Here is a 14,992-nt window from a genome sequence, read left to right as displayed (position 1 = left end):
CAGCAGGATGTGCGCGAGATTTTTGTGTGAACGGTCACTCATTATCGGGGGATGGTAGTACGCATTGCTCGGCTGTTTCTAAACGGTTTAGGCGCCTCGTGAACTCCCGCCAAAACCCCTGCGCCACTCGTCTATCGCATCGCCCCTCGCGCCGCCGCCGGGGATACCATGGGGAGTTGATGGCCGCGTCGGCGCATCCGTGCAAGACGCGGAACCTGCCATGCCTTGCGAGAGAGGTGACCCATGCTCTTCATCGGACTGGACATCGGGACGTCAGCCACGAAGTGCCTTCTCATGGACGCCGAGGGGAGGGTCCTCAAGGTCACGAGCAGGTCGCAGCGGACGGCTTATCCCGAGCCCGGTTGGAGCGAGCAGGATCCCGCCATGTGGTGGGAGAGCGTCCGCTCGGGCGTGCGAGAGCTGCTCGAGGGCGTCGACGCGGGCGAGGTCTGCGCCATCGGCGCCTGCGGGCAGATGCACGGCCTGGTGGTCCTCGACGAGAAGGACGAGGTGATTCGTCCCGCGATCCTCTGGAACGACAGCCGCACGCGCTACCAGGTGAGCTACCTCGAGCGCGAGGTGGGCGAGGCTTTCATCTCCGAGCAGACGGGCAACCGTCCCTATACCGGCTTCACGGCACCCAAGCTCCTGTGGATGCGCGAGGAGGAGCCGGTCAACTTCGCCCGCATCCGCAAGGTGATGCTGCCGAAGGACTACGTCAACTTCCGCCTCACGGGCGTCCATTCCACCGACTACTCCGACGCCTCGGGAACGCTCCTGCTCGACGTCGAGCACAAGTGCTGGAGCAAGCCCATGCTCAGCATCTGCGGCCTGCGCGAGGCCTACATGCCCCAGCTCTTCGAGAGTTGGGAGACCATCGGCGAGATCCTCCCCGAGGTAGCCTCCGAGCTCGGCCTGCCGCCTACCGTCAAGGTCTGCGCGGGCGCCGGCGACAACGCGTCGGCCGCCGTCGGCACCGGCACGGTCGGCCCGGGCCGCTGCAACATCGTCCTCGGCACCGCCGGCACGATGCTCGTGACCACCGACGGCTACTTCACCGACAGGCGCAACGCCCTGCACAGCTTCTGCTCCGCCGATGGCGGCTTCAACCTCATGGGCTGCATCCTCACGGCGGCCGGATGCAACTCCTGGTGGATGGACGACATCCTCGGCGCGACCGACTACGAGGCCGAGCAGGCCCGCGTCCAGGGCGGCCACCTCGGCCACAACGACGTCTACTTCCTGCCCTACCTCATGGGCGAGCGCACGCCGCACAACGACCCCCGCGCCCGTGCGGCCTTCCTCGGCATGCGCATTGACACGAGCCGCGCCGACATGACCCAGGCTGTCCTCGAGGGCGTCGCCTACGCGCTCAACGACTGCCTCAACGTCGTCCGCTCCGAGGAGATCCAGGTCCTCGAGACCTCAATCTGCGGCGGCGGCGCCAACAGCCCGCTCTGGCGCGCCATCATGGCGGACGTCCTCGGCATCCCGCTGCAGGTCCCCACGACCGAGCAGTCGCCCGCCCTCGGCGCCGCAATCCTCGCGAGCGTCACCTCGGGCCTCTTCCCGGACGTCGCCAGCGCGGCTGACGCGCTCGTGCGCATGGAGGACGACCTCGTCATGCCCAACCGCCAGATCATCACGCTCTATCAGGGGCGCTACAATGTGTGGCATAGCCTCTACCCGGCAATAAAGGACTTCTACCAGCAGATCCTCTAAGGGGTCACCATGTTCAACCGGCATGCCTCGACGCCCGTCATGCGCGAAATGCTCGCGGACCCCAGCCCGCGCACGCGCGTCATGCTCACGGGCATGTTCCTCGAGCGCGACATCGCCGCCGTCAACGCCGCCCACCCCGACCTCTGCGGGTTCACGGTCAACCTCTCCTACTCGCGCCGCAACGTCGAGCGCGACCGCTTGGCCGCGCTCGTCCGCGAGCTCGACCCCGCCATCCCGGCCGTCGGCCTCTTCTTCGACCAGCCTCTCGGCATGGTCGCCGAGCTCGCCGACACGGTGCTCGACCTCGTCGAGCTCGGCGGCAGCGAGGACAACTCCTACATCTCGCTCATGCGCAACCTCGTCGACGTCCCCATCTGCCAGCGCATCCGCCTCGACGGCCCCGCCGCCGTCGAGCGCGCCAACCAGAGCGCCGCCGACATCGTCCTGCTCAAGGGCTCCTGGTACCTCCTCAACCGCCGCGACCTCGCGCTCATCCGCCAGGTCAGGCGCCCCTTCATCCTCTCGGGCGGCCTCACGCCCAACAACCTCGCGCGCACCGTTCAGATGATCCGCCCCTGGGGCGTCGACCTCGACACGGGCATCGAGCATAACGGGTTCAAGTCCGCCGAGAAGATCGCGGCCGCGGTCGAGGCCGCCGGCGGGTCGCCCGTCGCCCGCGCCGGAGACGAGACCCACTAGACCCGCACGACCGTGCGGATGTCGCGAGCGCCGCGCCGCAAGCGCGTCCGCGCGTGACGAACGCGCACCCTGCTCGTGGGGCTCAGCTGGCAGGACGAGGGCATCGGCTGGTACGGGCTGTAGCCCCGGCTGACAGACGAGTGAGGATGGGGCCGCTCGGCGCAAGCCGGGCGGCTCTTCTCGTCGGCGGTGCGTGCGGCGGGGCGGCTCGTCGGACCGCCTGCGAGTTGGTGGGTGCGGGCGACGCGGGGCGCCCCGTAAGCTGGAAGGGTGGGCACGACCGATGGGCCCGCGCCATGGAAGCTCCGAGTTGGAGGTGGTTCGCGTGAGACGAACGAGGCCCGGAGGATTGCCGTCGAGGATCGCGCTTGCGGCGGCTCTGGTCGTGGGGCTCTGCCCGACGCCCGCGGTGGCCGCGCCGGCGGAGGGCATGCCGGCGGGCGTGCCGGCGGACGAGTTGGCAGGCGTAGGTGGCGACGTGCGTCTGGAGTCGCAGGCCGACCCCGTGCTGTACCTTGGAGCCAATGACAGCGAGGAGACGTGCTCCGAGTACACCGTCGTCGAGGACAGCGTCGATCGCGTGGCGTGGAGCGGCGGGTGGTTCGTCGTGCCCGCGGGACAGACCGTCACGCTCAGCGCTGGCCTGGCGGTCACGGGAGACGTGAGCCTGATCCTGTGCGATGGTGCCACGCTGGTTATTGGGGGTGACATCCAGGGCGAGGTCGCGACCCCGGGATCGGACGACTATTCGCTCGCCGTGTACGCGCAAAGCCACGGCGACTTTGCGGGCAAGATGGTCGTGGGCTCGGGCCAGGAGTGGGACCGCGGCATCAGGATGGACCACCTGAGCATCTACGGCGGCGACGTGACCTCCGTGGCCGGCTGGCACCACCATGGCATCCAGGCGGGGATCCTGACCGTGGACGGGGGCGACGTCACGGCGTCGTCGACGGGCGAGGAACATGCCGGGATCTACGCCGCCAACAGCATGTACCTCGTGCGCGGAAGCGTGAAGGGCACGAACGAGAACCATACGGGCATCGCCAGCGCGGGGCACCTGATCGTCAACGGTGCCGACGTCGAGGCGACGGGCGGGACGTATGGCATGCACGCGGCGTCTGCCGACTACAGCCTCGACGTCCTCTCGGGAAGCGTCACGTGCCAGGGCGGCACGGCGGCCATCGCGACCGCGGGCGACCTGCACGTCAACGAGGGGATGATGGCGTACGCAGGCGCGGACGAGAAGAGCGCCGCGTACGTGGAGGACACTTCCACGTGGGGGCACACGGAGAAGTGGGCCCACATCGGGCCGCACGAGCACGACGGGAGGATCTTCCAGGCATGGGGCTGGACGGACAGCCTGCCCGTGGAGTCGGGCAACTATGTCCTGATGGACGACGTGACGCTTGACGGGGCCTGGGAGATCCCGGCGGGCGCGGACGTCTGCCTCTGCCTGAACGGCAAGACCATCGCGCTGGCAGGCGCGGACGGGCGCGTGGTGTGCGGCGGCTCGGCGGGCGACGGCGCGAGGAGCCTGACGGTCGTCGACCACACGGGCGAGGGCGTCATTTCGTGCGACCCCGGCGTGCGGCGGATGGAGCCGGCCGTGGCGGTTGGCGCTGGCGGCACGTTCACGCTGGAGGACGGGCGGATGAGCGGCTCGACCGGCGGTGCCGTCAACGTGGGCGCGGGCGGCACGTTCGCGATGCGGGGCGGCGAGATCAGCCGGAACGCGTCGACCTACCAGGGGGCCATTTGGGTCGACCAGGGCGGCGTCTGCGACATGAGCGGCGGCGTAATCTCCGAAAACGAGGGCCCCAAGGGCATCGGCTGCGGCGTGACCGTAATCGGCAAGGGGCCAGACGACCCTGCCGGCGTGCTGCGCGTCTCCGGGAGCGCGAAGATCTGGGGCAACCGGGAGTCGAAGACTGGCCGGGATTCGAACGTCCTGGTGGACGCTGGCTCCGACGGGCATGGCGGGAGCAAGGCCGAGAACAACGCGAGGATCGAGGTTGTCGGCGAGCTTACCGACGGTGCGCGCGTGGGCGTGTGGATGACGGTGCCCGATGTGTTCACGAGCGGCTGGGGCGAGCACATGGCGGGCCTCGAGCCTGGCGACTACTTTGCGAGCGACGACGACGCGTATTCCATCGAGACGGTCGGCGAGGAGCTAGCCCTGGTGGGCAAGCCTGCGCCCGTGGGCAGCCACGAGATGTATCGCCTGTACAACCCGTATAGCGGCGAGCACTTCTATACCGCAAGCGCCTACGAGCGTGACGTGCTCGTGGGGCTCGGCTGGCATGGCGAGGGCGTGGGCTGGATTGCGCCGGATGTGAGCGAGGTGCCGGTGTATCGCCTGTACAACCAATACGCTGGCGACCACCACTACACGACGAGCGCCGTGGAGCGCGACCACCTCGTCGAGCTTGGCTGGACGGACGAGGGCGTTGGCTGGCACTCCGCCGGCGAGAACGGTGTACCGGTCTATCGCCAGTACAACCCCTACGCCAGCGCGGGAACGCACAACTATACGACGAGCACCTTCGAGGCGCAGTACCTCGTGGGCGTCGGCTGGCGTGCCGAGGGCATCGGCTGGTACGGGCTGTAGTTCTCCGAGCGAGACGCGAGAGAGGCTGTGGGCCGCCCGGCATGTGCCGGGCGGCTCTTCTCGGCGGCGGTGGCGTGGTGTGACGATGCGCCGTCTGCCGTTGCGTTCGTGCGGCGTGGGCGTTCGCACATACAATTGTTAAGGACTTGCTACCAAGGTGCGGAAGATGGTCGACGGGCGTCTGGCCTGTGCCATAGTGCGTGGCACCGACCAGAGAAGTCGGCTGTTAGGAGAGGGATATGACCAGGTTCATGGTTGCAGACGTTAAGGATGTAGAGCGCGCGGTCTCGCGTGCCCTTGGCGTACGTGAGCCCGAGGTTCTAGTAGAGGTACTAGGCGGCCCGCTCCTGTAGCGCTTCGCGCGACCCGCGAAGTCGAGCGGGCAGGGCAGCGCCCCAGGCGCGCGGACGTCCGCCCAGGTCAGAGGACCAAAGAGACTCCCTTCGCACTTCCCCAAAGCATTTCAGCACGTGAGCGCGCCGCAAGGCGTCGCTCGAACCTACCACACCGTGGGACGGGTAGCAGACGTGCCGCGCGCGAGGTCGCGCGCCGGCCGAGAGGAGAGCCGCATGAGTCGCAAGATCGCCGTACTGGACACCACGCTGCGCGACGGGGAGCAGACCCCCGGCGCCTCCATGAACACGCAGGAGAAGCTCATCGTGGCGCAGCAGCTCCTTCGCATGGGCGTCGACGTCATCGAGGCCGGCTTTCCCGCCTCGTCGCCGAGCGACTTCAAGAGCGTGCAGGACGTGGCCCGGCTCGCGGGTGACCGCGCGGTGGTGTGCGCCCTGGCGCGCGCCGTCGACGAGGACATTGACCGTGCGGCCGAGGCGCTCGCGCAGGCCAAGCGCCCGCGCATCCAGACCGGCATCGGCGTCTCGGGCGTGCACCTCAGGGAGAAGCTCGGCCTGAGCGAGGACGAGGCCATCGAGTGCGCCGTGGCCGCCGTCAAGCGCGCCCGCAGCCACGTGGACGACGTCCAGTTCTTCTGCGAGGACTCGGGCCGTGCCGACCAGGCCTTCCTCGAGCGCGTCGTGCAGGCGGTCGTCGACGCGGGTGCCACGGTCGTGAACATCGCCGACACCACCGGCTACTGCCTGCCCGACGACTACGGCGCACGCATCGCCGGCATCATGGAGCACGTCTCGGGCATCGAGAAGGTCACGGTCGCGGCCCACACCCACAACGACCTGGGCATGGCGACGGCCTGCGCGATCGCGGGCATCCGCGCCGGCGCGACGCAGGTCGAGTGCTGCGTCAACGGCATCGGCGAGCGCGCGGGCAACGCGTCGCTCGAGGAGGTCGTGATGGCGCTCGCGCTGCACGGCGACGCGGTCGACGCCCACTGCGACGTGGCGACCTCCGAGCTCACGCGCACCTCGCGCCTCGTGGAGAGAATCACCGGCCTCACGGTGCAGGCCAACAAGGCCGTCGTGGGCGCCAACGCCTTCGCGCACTCGTCGGGCATCCACCAGGACGGCGTGCTCAAGTGCCGCGCGACCTACGAGATCCTCGACCCCGCCGCGGTCGGCGCCGCCGGAAGCGAGATCATCCTGACGGGGCGCTCGGGCCACGCGGCCCTCAAGCACCGCCTCGCCGAGCTGGGCTACACCTTCCCCGACGACGAGTTCGAGGACGTCTATCGTCGCTTCCTCGAGATCGCCGACCAGAAGAAGGAGGTCTTCGACGAGGACCTCGAGTCGATGGTGCAGGAGCGCCAGCGCGAGATCCAGGCCATCTACACCCTCGAGGCGCTGCAGGTGTCCTGCGGAGACCCCCTGGTCCCCACCGCGACGGCCACGGTCATCGACGAGGCCGGCGAGAGGCACGTGGTCTGCTCCACCGGCACCGGCCCGGTCGACGCGGCCTACCGCGCCATCGACCAGGTCGTGAGCGTCCACGGCGAGCTGCAGGAGTTCGCCGTCAAGGCCATCACGCGCCGCACGGACGCCATCGGCGAGGTGTCGGTGCGCATCACCGGCGCCGACGGCAGGCTCTTTTCCGGCCGCGGCTCCGACAACGACATCATCGTGTCGTCGGCCAAGGCCTACATCGACGCGATCAACCGCATGATCATCACCGACCGCACGAGGCAGGGCTTCTAGCACACAGGATTCCCATCGAGAGGGGGCGATCCGCGCATGACAGGCAGAAACGGTGCACAGGTCCTGGTCCAGACGCTCATCGACCAGGGGATCGACACGGTCTTCGGCTACCCCGGGGGCACGGTGCTCGACATCTACGACGCGCTGTACGACCGCGCGGACGAGATTCACCACATCGAGACGACCCACGAGCAGCACGCGTGCCACGCGGCCGACGGCTACTCGCGAGCCACGGGCAAGACCGGCGTCGTCATCGCCACGTCGGGGCCCGGCGCCACGAACCTCGTCACGGGCATCGCGACGGCCTACCTCGACTCGATCCCGCTCGTGGCGATCACGGGCAACGTCAGCAACGCCATGATCGGCACCGACGCCTTCCAGGAGCTCGACATCACGGGCGTCACGCTGCCCATCACCAAGCACAACTACTTCGTGCGCGACGGCAGCCGCCTGCAGGAGATCGTGCGCGAGGCCTTCGAGCTCGCGAACTCTGGCCGCAAGGGCCCCGTCCTCGTCGACATCCCCAAGGACGTCCAGGCCTCGCCGTGCCCCTACGAGAAGCTGCCCGCCGTGGGCGAGCCGAGCCGCGCGCCGGCGAGCGACGATGAGCTCGAGCGCGCCGCGGCGGCCATCAACGCCTCCAAGCGCCCGTTCATCTACTTCGGCGGCGGCACCGTCTCGTCCGACGCGGGCGCCGAGGTCGTGGCGCTCGCCGAGAAGATCGGCGCCCCGCTCGGCTGCTCGCTCATGGGCGTCTCGGCCATCCCGACCGACACGCCGGGCTTCCTTGGCATGCAGGGCATGCACGGCCACTACGCCGCGACCAAGGCCATGAACCGCACCGACTGCCTCATCGCGCTCGGCTGCCGCTTCAACGACCGCTCGACGGGCAACCGCCTGACCTTCCCCGCGAACGGCACGGTCGTCCACGTCGACATCGACTCCTCCGAGCTCTCTAAGACCCTCGACGACCAGGTCGAGGTCCACGGCGACATCAAGGCCTCCCTCGCCCGCCTCATCGACATGGTCGAGAAGAGCGAGCGTCCTCAGTGGAGGGCCAAGGTGGAGGAGCTTGTCGCCACGGAGCGGGAGCTGGCGGACAGGCGCGAGGGCATCCTCACGCCGCGCACCGTGATGGAGACCATCAACCGGCTGCGCGAGCCGGAGATGCGCGTCGTGACCGACGTAGGCCAGCACCAGATGTGGGCGGCGCAGTACCTCTCCTTCTCGAGGCCGCGCACCTTCGTCACCTCCGGCGGCCTCGGCACGATGGGCTTCGGCATGGGTGCCTCGGTCGGCTCGGCGCTGTCGACGGGCGAGCAGACGATCCTCATCACGGGCGACGGCTCGTTCGCGATGGACATGGCCGAGCTCGTGACCGCCGCCGACCACGAGCTGCCCATCACGGTCGTGCTGCTCAACAACGGCGTGCTCGGCATGGTGCGCCAGATGCAGTCGCTGTTCATGGACAAGCGCTACTCGCAGACGACGCTCGACCGCAAGGTCGACTACGTGCGCGTGGCCCAGGCCATGGGAGCCGAGGGGCGTCGCGTGGAGACTCCGGAGGAGTTCGAGGCCGCGCTTGCCGAGGCGCTCGCGACGAAGGGCCCGGCTCTTATCGAATGCCCGATCGACGCGGACGAGCTCGTGCTGCCGGCCCTGCAGATCGGGGCGTCGATGGACGAGCTCATCGTCGACCAGGAAGACATCAAGGCGAGAATGGGGGAGTAGCCATGAGGTCCTACAGCATCGCCATCATGGTGCGCAACGAGTACGGCGTGCTCAACCGCGTGACGAGCATGTTCCGTCGCCGCCAGTTCAACATCACGGGGCTCACGGTCTCGGAGACCGAGACCGAGGAGCTGTCGCGCATCACCGTGCAGTTCATGGGCGAGGATCGCGCCGAGCACCAGCTCGTGGCCCAGCTTGCGAAGCTGCCCGACGTGATCAGCTTCAAGGAGTTCGACCCGGACGACTCGATCTCGTGCGAGCTTCTGCTCATCAAGGTCGCGAACCATGAGGAGACGCGCTCGCAGGTGCTCGACGCCGCGGCCGCGTTCCACGCGAAGGTCGTCGACTACACGCGCGACTCGATCGTGTTCCGCCTCGCGGGGCAGAGCAGGCGCGTCGACAACTTCATCGACCTCATGCGCGACTTCGAGATCCTCGAGGTCTGCCGCACGGGCATCATCTCGCTCGAGCGCGGCAAGACCGTCATGCGCCGGAACGTCGCCACGGTCCAGTAGGCACGCTCTTCTCGGCGTCTTTAGGGTACTTGCGGACACGCGGCCGCCAGCCGCGACCGTTCCAATCGAAAGGGGTTCCACCATGGCATTCAGGATGTTCCACGAGCAGGACTGCGACGTCTCGCGCCTCGACGGCAAGCGCGTCGCCATCATCGGCTACGGCTCGCAGGGCCACGCGCACGCGCTCAACCTCAAGGACTCCGGCGTCGACGTGAAGGTCGGCCTGTACGAGGGGTCGAAGTCGCGCGCGAAGGCGGAGGCGCAGGGCCTCGAGGTCGTGAGCAACGCCGAGGCAGCGGCGTGGGCCGACATCATCATGATCCTCATCAACGACGAGCTGCAGGCCAAGATGTACGCCCAGGACATCGCGCCGAACCTCACGGCCGGCAAGACGCTCGCCTTCGCCCACGGCTTCAACATCCACTACGGCTGCATCGTTCCGCCGGCGGACGTGAACGTCATCATGGTCGCGCCGAAGGCCCCGGGCCACACCGTGCGCTCGGAGTACCTGGCCGGCAAGGGCACGCCGTGCCTGGTCTGCGCGCACCAGGACGCCACCGGCGACGCCTTCGACCTGGCGCTCGCCTACGGCGCGGCGATCGGCGGCGCGAGGGCGGCGCTGCTCGAGACCGACTTCCGCACCGAGACCGAGACCGACCTCTTCGGCGAGCAGAACGTCATCTGCGGCGGCGTGACCGACCTCATGAAGGCCGGCTTCGAGACGCTCGTGGAGGCTGGCTACGACCCGCGCAACGCCTACTTCGAGTGCGTGCACGAGATGAAGCTCATCGTCGACCTCATCTACGAGTCGGGCTTCGCCGGCATGCGCTACTCGATCTCGAACACCGCCGAGTACGGCGACTACACGAGCGGCCCGCGCGTCATCACCGAGGCCGCCCGCGAGGGCATGCGCGAGAACCTGAGGCGCATCCAGGACGGGTCGTTCGCCAAGGAGTTCCTGCTCGACATGAGCGGCGAGTCGCGCCAGGTGCACTTCAAGATGATGCGCCAGCTCGAGGCCGAGCAGCAGCTCGAGAAGGTCGGCGCCGAGATCCGCGAGATGTACTCGTGGAACGATAGCGATAAGCTAGTCAACAACTAGCCGAGCCGCGGCGCGACGGCGCCCACGCGACAAGCGAGCAACGTGGCGGCCGGGGCGACCCGGCCGCTTCTGGAAGGGAGCACCATGAAGTCTGACGCGATCAAGCGCGGCCCCGAGAACGCCTCGCACCGCCTGCTCTACCACGCCCTGGGTTGGACCGACGAGGAGATCGAGCGTCCTCTGGTGGGAATCGTGAGTTCCTTCAACGAGGTCGTGCCCGGCCACATGAACATTGACAAGGTGGTCGAGGCCGTCAAGATGGGCGTCGCCATGGCGGGCGGCATGCCTGTGGTCTTTCCCGCGATCGCCGTCTGCGACGGCATCGCGATGGGCCACGTGGGCATGAAGTACTCGCTCGTGACGCGCGATTTGATCTGCGACTCGACCGAGGCCATGGCGATGGCCCACGGCTTCGACGCGCTCGTGATGGTGCCCAACTGCGACAAGAACGTGCCGGGCCTGCTTATGGCAGCGGCGCGGCTCGACCTGCCGTGCACCTTCGTGTCGGGCGGACCCATGCTCGCCGGGCGCATCGACGGGCACAAGACGTCGCTCTCCTCCATGTTCGAGGCGCAGGGCGCCTACATGGCAGGCAAGATCGACGAGGAGCGCCTGCACGAGTGGGAGTGCAAGGCGTGTCCCACGTGCGGCTCGTGCTCGGGCATGTACACGGCGAACTCGATGAACTGCCTCTGCGAGGCCATCGGCATGGCGCTTCCCGGAAACGGCACGATCCCGGCCGTGTACTCGAGGCGCCTCGAGCTCGCCAAGCACGCGGGCATGGCCGTCATGGAGATGCTCAGGCGCGGCATCACCGCGCGCCAGATCATGAGCGAGGACGCGCTCATGAACGCGATGTGCGTCGACATGGCGCTCGGGTGCTCGACGAACACCATGCTGCACCTGCCCGCGATCGCGAGGGAGTGCGGCGTTGAGCTCGACCTCTCGGTCGCGAACGAAGTCTCTTCTCGCACGCCCAACCTCTGCCACCTGGCGCCGGCGGGGCCGACGTACATGGAGGACCTGGACGAGGCCGGCGGCGTGAGGGCCGTGATGGCCGAGCTTGACAAGCTGGGTCTGCTCAGGCGCGACTGCATGACCGTGACCGGGCACACCGTGGGCGAGAACCTGGCCGGGGCGAAGAACCTGGACGAGGACGTGATCCGGCCCACGGAGAAGCCCTTCTCGAAGACCGGCGGCATCGCCGTGCTCACGGGCAACCTCGCGCCCGAGGGGTCGGTCGTGAAGCGGTCGGCCGTGGCCGAGAACATGCTGGTCCACGAGGGTCCGGCGCGCGTGTTCGAGTGCGAGGAGGACGCGCAGGCGGCCATCAACGCGGGCGAGATTCGCCCCGGTGACGTGATCGTGATCCGCTACGAGGGGCCGAAGGGCGGCCCCGGCATGCGCGAGATGCTGAACCCGACCTCGGCCATCCAGGGCATGGGGTTAGGCGAGAGCGTGGCGCTCGTGACCGACGGGCGCTTCTCGGGCGCGACGCGCGGCGCGTGCGTGGGGCACGTGAGCCCCGAGGCCGCGGCGGGCGGACCCATCGGCGTGGTCGAGGAGGGCGACACCATCAGGATCGACATCCCCAACCACAGGATCGACCTGCTGGTTGACGACGAGGAGCTCGAGCGGCGCATGGCCGCGTTCGAGCCGAAGAAGAAGGAGCTTTCGGGCTACCTCGCGCGCTACGCGAGGCTCGTGGGCTCGGGTGCCTCGGGCGCCACGCTGGGGTAGCGCCATGGACGCGAGGACGCTGAGTGACATCCACTTCCGCCTGAGCACGCTGGCGGTGTTTCGCGCGCTGCTTGCCGACGAGGTGATCGGGGCGCTGAACGAGGCGCTGGCGCGCGCGGCCGTGCTGGCCGCGGGCGAGGAGACCGGCGACGACGCGATGGCGCACGCCGACGCTTACGAGCTGTCGATGGCCTACGCCGAGTTCGTCTCGCGGCTGTACGCGGCGGGCGCGGCGACGCTTGCCGACTACGTGCGCGACGCGGTGCTCGAGGACGAGAACGCCTACCTCTTGGCCGTGGCCGAGGGGCGAGATGCGGGCGAGGCCGTGGAGGCGGCGGCGCGCGGCGAGCTCGCAGGCCTGCAGCGCGTGTGCGACCTGACGGCGGCGGACCTCACGGGCGGGCTTCCCGCGCAGATGCGCGAGGCGCTGCCCGGCTTTGGCGCGGGGTCGGTCGACCTCGCGGCGACCTATCGCGAGCGGCTTGCGCGCATCGGCGTCGAGGGCTTTGGCATCTACGCCCGCTACCACGTGTTTCGCGTGGAGGGGGGCGAGATCGTGCCGGTGCGCCACCCCGACGCGCAGCGCCTGTGCGAGCTCGTGGGCTACGAGCGCGAGAAGGGCGTCATCCTCGAGAACACCCGCGCGCTGCTCGCGGGGCTTCCGGCTGCGAACATCCTGCTCACGGGGGACGCGGGCACGGGGAAGAGCTCCACGATCAAGGCGGTTGCCAACGAGCTGGCGGGCGAGGGCCTGCGCATTCTCGAGGTCCGCAAGGAGCAGCTGCGCGAGATTCCGGCTCTTCTCGACGAGCTGACGAGAAACCCGCTGAAGTTCGTGATCTTCATCGACGACCTGTCGTTCTCGGCGCAGGACGACAACTTCGCCGCGCTCAAGGCGATCCTGGAGGGGTCGGTGTCGGCGAAGTCGGACAACGTCGTGATCTATGCGACGAGCAACCGGCGCCACCTGGTGCGCGAGCGGTTCAGTGACCGGGAGGGCGACGACGTGCACCGGAGCGACACGATCCAGGAGATCATCTCGCTGTCGGACCGCTTTGGGATCCGCGTGACGTTCCTGCGGCCGGACAAGGAGGCGTACCTCGAGATCGTGCGGCGCCTGGCCGCGGACGAGGGGCTCGACGTGGACGAGGAGGAGCTCGCGCTCGAGGCGGAGCGCTTCGCGACGAGGCGCGGCGGGCGGAGCGCCCGCGGGGCCAGGCAGTTCGTGGACCGGCTCGTGCGCGAGCGCGAGGCGGGCGTGGGCGGCGCCGCGGGTGCGGAGGTGCGCTTGTGAGGCGCGAGTTCGCCGTCGTACTGCGCGACAGCGAGGGGGCGTTCCTGGAGGCGGACCGCGTCTTCGGGGAGCTCGGCCTCGACATCATGCGTGTGAGCTACAACAAGATCGTCGACGTGCACACCTGCTTCGTGGAGGTGGAGGGCACGGCGGAGGCGCTTGTGGCGGCCGAGCGGCGCCTGATGGAGCTCGGGCTGTTCCCGACGCAGAGCCGCGTGGGGACCGTGCGACTCGTCGAGTTCGAGATGGCCAACGCGCCTGGGGCGCTTCGCCCCGCGCTCGAGCTGATCGACGAGTACGCGCTCAACATCACCTACGTCAACGCGCGGGTCGAGGGCGAGGGCACGCCCGGCGAGGTCCAGCACGTTGAGATGGGCCTCTACGTCGAGGATGAGGCTCTTCTCGGCGGCTTCATCGAGGACGCGCAGAGGATCTGCCCGACGCATCTCGTGCCCTACGACAAGACGACGCGCATCCTGGACAACAACCTGTTCTACGTGGCGTTCGCGCGCGAGATGAGCCGGCGCTTCGACCTCACCGAGGCCGACGAGCACGGGCTCATGGTCAGCGCGAACCGCATCGTGCAGAACCTCGAGCAGACCGGGGCGAGCCCGTTTCTGCCCTTCGACTACCTGCGGCGCTTTGCGATCATGATAGACGAGAACCGCGGGGAGCGCTTTGCGGAGCGCGTGCGCGTGGGCTCGTTCGTGACGGCCGGGGGTGCGCGCGGCTGGTCGGTCGAGCCGCCGTGCGGGTGCACGGTCTGGGTGTTCGAGTGCGATGAGTGCCTGCTGGTCGTGGACTCGGGCTACCGGCTCTTCCGCGAGGAGCTCGCAGGCGTGCTGCGCGGGCTCGTGCCGGGGTGGGACGAGCGCCGTCGCGTGATGGTGCTCACGCACGGCGACCTGGACCACGCGGGCTGCTGCGACCTGTTCGATGAGGTGTGGGCCACCGAGCGCACGCGCGAGACGTTTAGGATGCAGCGCGCGGGCCTGCCCGACTGGCGCGCCCGGAACCCCCTGCACGACCCCTACCTCAGGATCACGAACCGCGCGACGCTCTACGAGGCGCCGGACCCGGGCCCCATGCGGAGCCTGGGCGGTCGCCCAGCCGGGGGCGACGCCGCGCTCTCGCGCGCGCTCGACGAGGCCGGACGTCCCGTCACGCTCGAGGTGCCGCCCTTTGCCTTCGAGGTGTGGGAGGGCGCGGGCGGCCACGTCGTCGGCGAGACCGTGCTCGTGGACCGGAGGCAGCACGTGTGCGTGTCGGGCGACGTCTTCGTCAACGTGCACGGCGAGACCAAGGTGCAGAAGGCCTTCAACGACCTGGCGCCGTTCCTCATGACGTCGGTTGACTCGGTGCCGGCGCTGGCGCGAGCCGAGCGTGAGGAGCTCTTCCGGATGCTCGGCGCCGGGCACTGGCAGGTGCTGGGCGGCCACGGCGGTCTGCTCGAGTACGACGGGGTCGGCTAGCGCG

Annotated in this window: 10 protein-coding genes; all 10 read left to right on the top strand. The window is 68.9% G+C overall.

Translation table 11 applies throughout. From position 1 onward, the window contains the following. Positions 1 to 243 precede the first annotated feature (243 nt). The 10 genes from xylB (at position 244) to M5D76_RS00405 (ending at position 14,988) form a co-directional block, all read left to right on the top strand. The gene (gene xylB / locus M5D76_RS00450) at positions 244 to 1,722 is read left to right on the top strand and encodes a xylulokinase (protein ID WP_248921445.1); all 1,479 of its coding nucleotides are present in this window, start codon (positions 244 to 246) and stop codon (positions 1,720 to 1,722) included. Between the two features lie 9 nt (positions 1,723 to 1,731). Further along, on the top strand, positions 1,732 to 2,421 hold the full coding sequence (locus M5D76_RS00445) for a phosphoribosylanthranilate isomerase (protein ID WP_248921444.1): 690 nt from the start codon (positions 1,732 to 1,734) through the stop codon (positions 2,419 to 2,421). A 325-nt stretch (positions 2,422 to 2,746) separates the two neighbouring features. Next, positions 2,747 to 5,029: a hypothetical protein gene (locus M5D76_RS09220; RefSeq protein ID WP_248921443.1), complete on the top strand. Its 2,283-nt coding sequence runs from the start codon at positions 2,747 to 2,749 to the stop codon at positions 5,027 to 5,029. Positions 5,030 to 5,598: 569 nt separating this feature from the next. Beyond that, positions 5,599 to 7,134: a 2-isopropylmalate synthase gene (locus M5D76_RS00435; protein ID WP_248921442.1), complete on the top strand. Its 1,536-nt coding sequence runs from the start codon at positions 5,599 to 5,601 to the stop codon at positions 7,132 to 7,134. 36 nt (positions 7,135 to 7,170) lie between these two features. Continuing rightward, complete coding sequence (gene ilvB / locus M5D76_RS00430) at positions 7,171 to 8,865, top strand: biosynthetic-type acetolactate synthase large subunit (RefSeq protein WP_248921441.1); 1,695 nt, start codon at positions 7,171 to 7,173, stop codon at positions 8,863 to 8,865. Between the two features lie 2 nt (positions 8,866 to 8,867). Then, positions 8,868 to 9,380 (top strand): acetolactate synthase small subunit, encoded by a 513-nt coding sequence (gene ilvN / locus M5D76_RS00425; RefSeq protein WP_248921440.1) that lies wholly within the window; start codon positions 8,868 to 8,870, stop codon positions 9,378 to 9,380. Positions 9,381 to 9,462: 82 nt separating this feature from the next. Beyond that, the gene (ilvC, locus tag M5D76_RS00420; protein WP_248921439.1) at positions 9,463 to 10,482 is read left to right on the top strand and encodes a ketol-acid reductoisomerase; all 1,020 of its coding nucleotides are present in this window, start codon (positions 9,463 to 9,465) and stop codon (positions 10,480 to 10,482) included. A gap of 84 nt (positions 10,483 to 10,566) precedes the next feature. Further along, on the top strand, positions 10,567 to 12,222 hold the full coding sequence (gene ilvD / locus M5D76_RS00415; protein WP_248921438.1) for a dihydroxy-acid dehydratase: 1,656 nt from the start codon (positions 10,567 to 10,569) through the stop codon (positions 12,220 to 12,222). A 4-nt stretch (positions 12,223 to 12,226) separates the two neighbouring features. Further along, positions 12,227 to 13,516 carry an ATP-binding protein gene (locus tag M5D76_RS00410; RefSeq protein WP_248921437.1) on the top strand — a complete coding sequence of 430 codons (1,290 nt, stop codon included), beginning with the start codon at positions 12,227 to 12,229 and terminating at the stop codon, positions 13,514 to 13,516. Then, on the top strand, positions 13,513 to 14,988 hold the full coding sequence (locus tag M5D76_RS00405) for an MBL fold metallo-hydrolase (protein ID WP_248921436.1): 1,476 nt from the start codon (positions 13,513 to 13,515) through the stop codon (positions 14,986 to 14,988). Before M5D76_RS00410 ends, M5D76_RS00405 begins: the two co-directional genes overlap by 4 nt. Positions 14,989 to 14,992: the final 4 nt, after the last annotated feature.

It is taken from the genome of Olsenella intestinalis (assembly GCF_023276655.1).
In the GTDB taxonomy this organism is placed as follows: domain Bacteria; phylum Actinomycetota; class Coriobacteriia; order Coriobacteriales; family Atopobiaceae; genus Olsenella_J; species Olsenella_J intestinalis.
This window is presented reverse-complemented; position numbering and strand designations above follow the sequence as displayed.

Bases quoted from the DNA above. Each gene is read 5' to 3' on its own strand.
- xylB (WP_248921445.1), top strand. From the start codon at position 244: ATGCTCTTCATCGGACTGGACATCGGGACGTCAGCCACGAAGTGCCTT.
- M5D76_RS00445 (WP_248921444.1), top strand. From the start codon at position 1,732: ATGTTCAACCGGCATGCCTCGACGCCCGTCATGCGCGAAATGCTCGCG.
- M5D76_RS00435 (WP_248921442.1), top strand. From the start codon at position 5,599: ATGAGTCGCAAGATCGCCGTACTGGACACCACGCTGCGCGACGGGGAG.
- ilvB (WP_248921441.1), top strand. From the start codon at position 7,171: ATGACAGGCAGAAACGGTGCACAGGTCCTGGTCCAGACGCTCATCGAC.
- ilvN (WP_248921440.1), top strand. From the start codon at position 8,868: ATGAGGTCCTACAGCATCGCCATCATGGTGCGCAACGAGTACGGCGTG.
- ilvC (WP_248921439.1), top strand. From the start codon at position 9,463: ATGGCATTCAGGATGTTCCACGAGCAGGACTGCGACGTCTCGCGCCTC.
- ilvD (WP_248921438.1), top strand. From the start codon at position 10,567: ATGAAGTCTGACGCGATCAAGCGCGGCCCCGAGAACGCCTCGCACCGC.
- M5D76_RS00410 (WP_248921437.1), top strand. From the start codon at position 12,227: ATGGACGCGAGGACGCTGAGTGACATCCACTTCCGCCTGAGCACGCTG.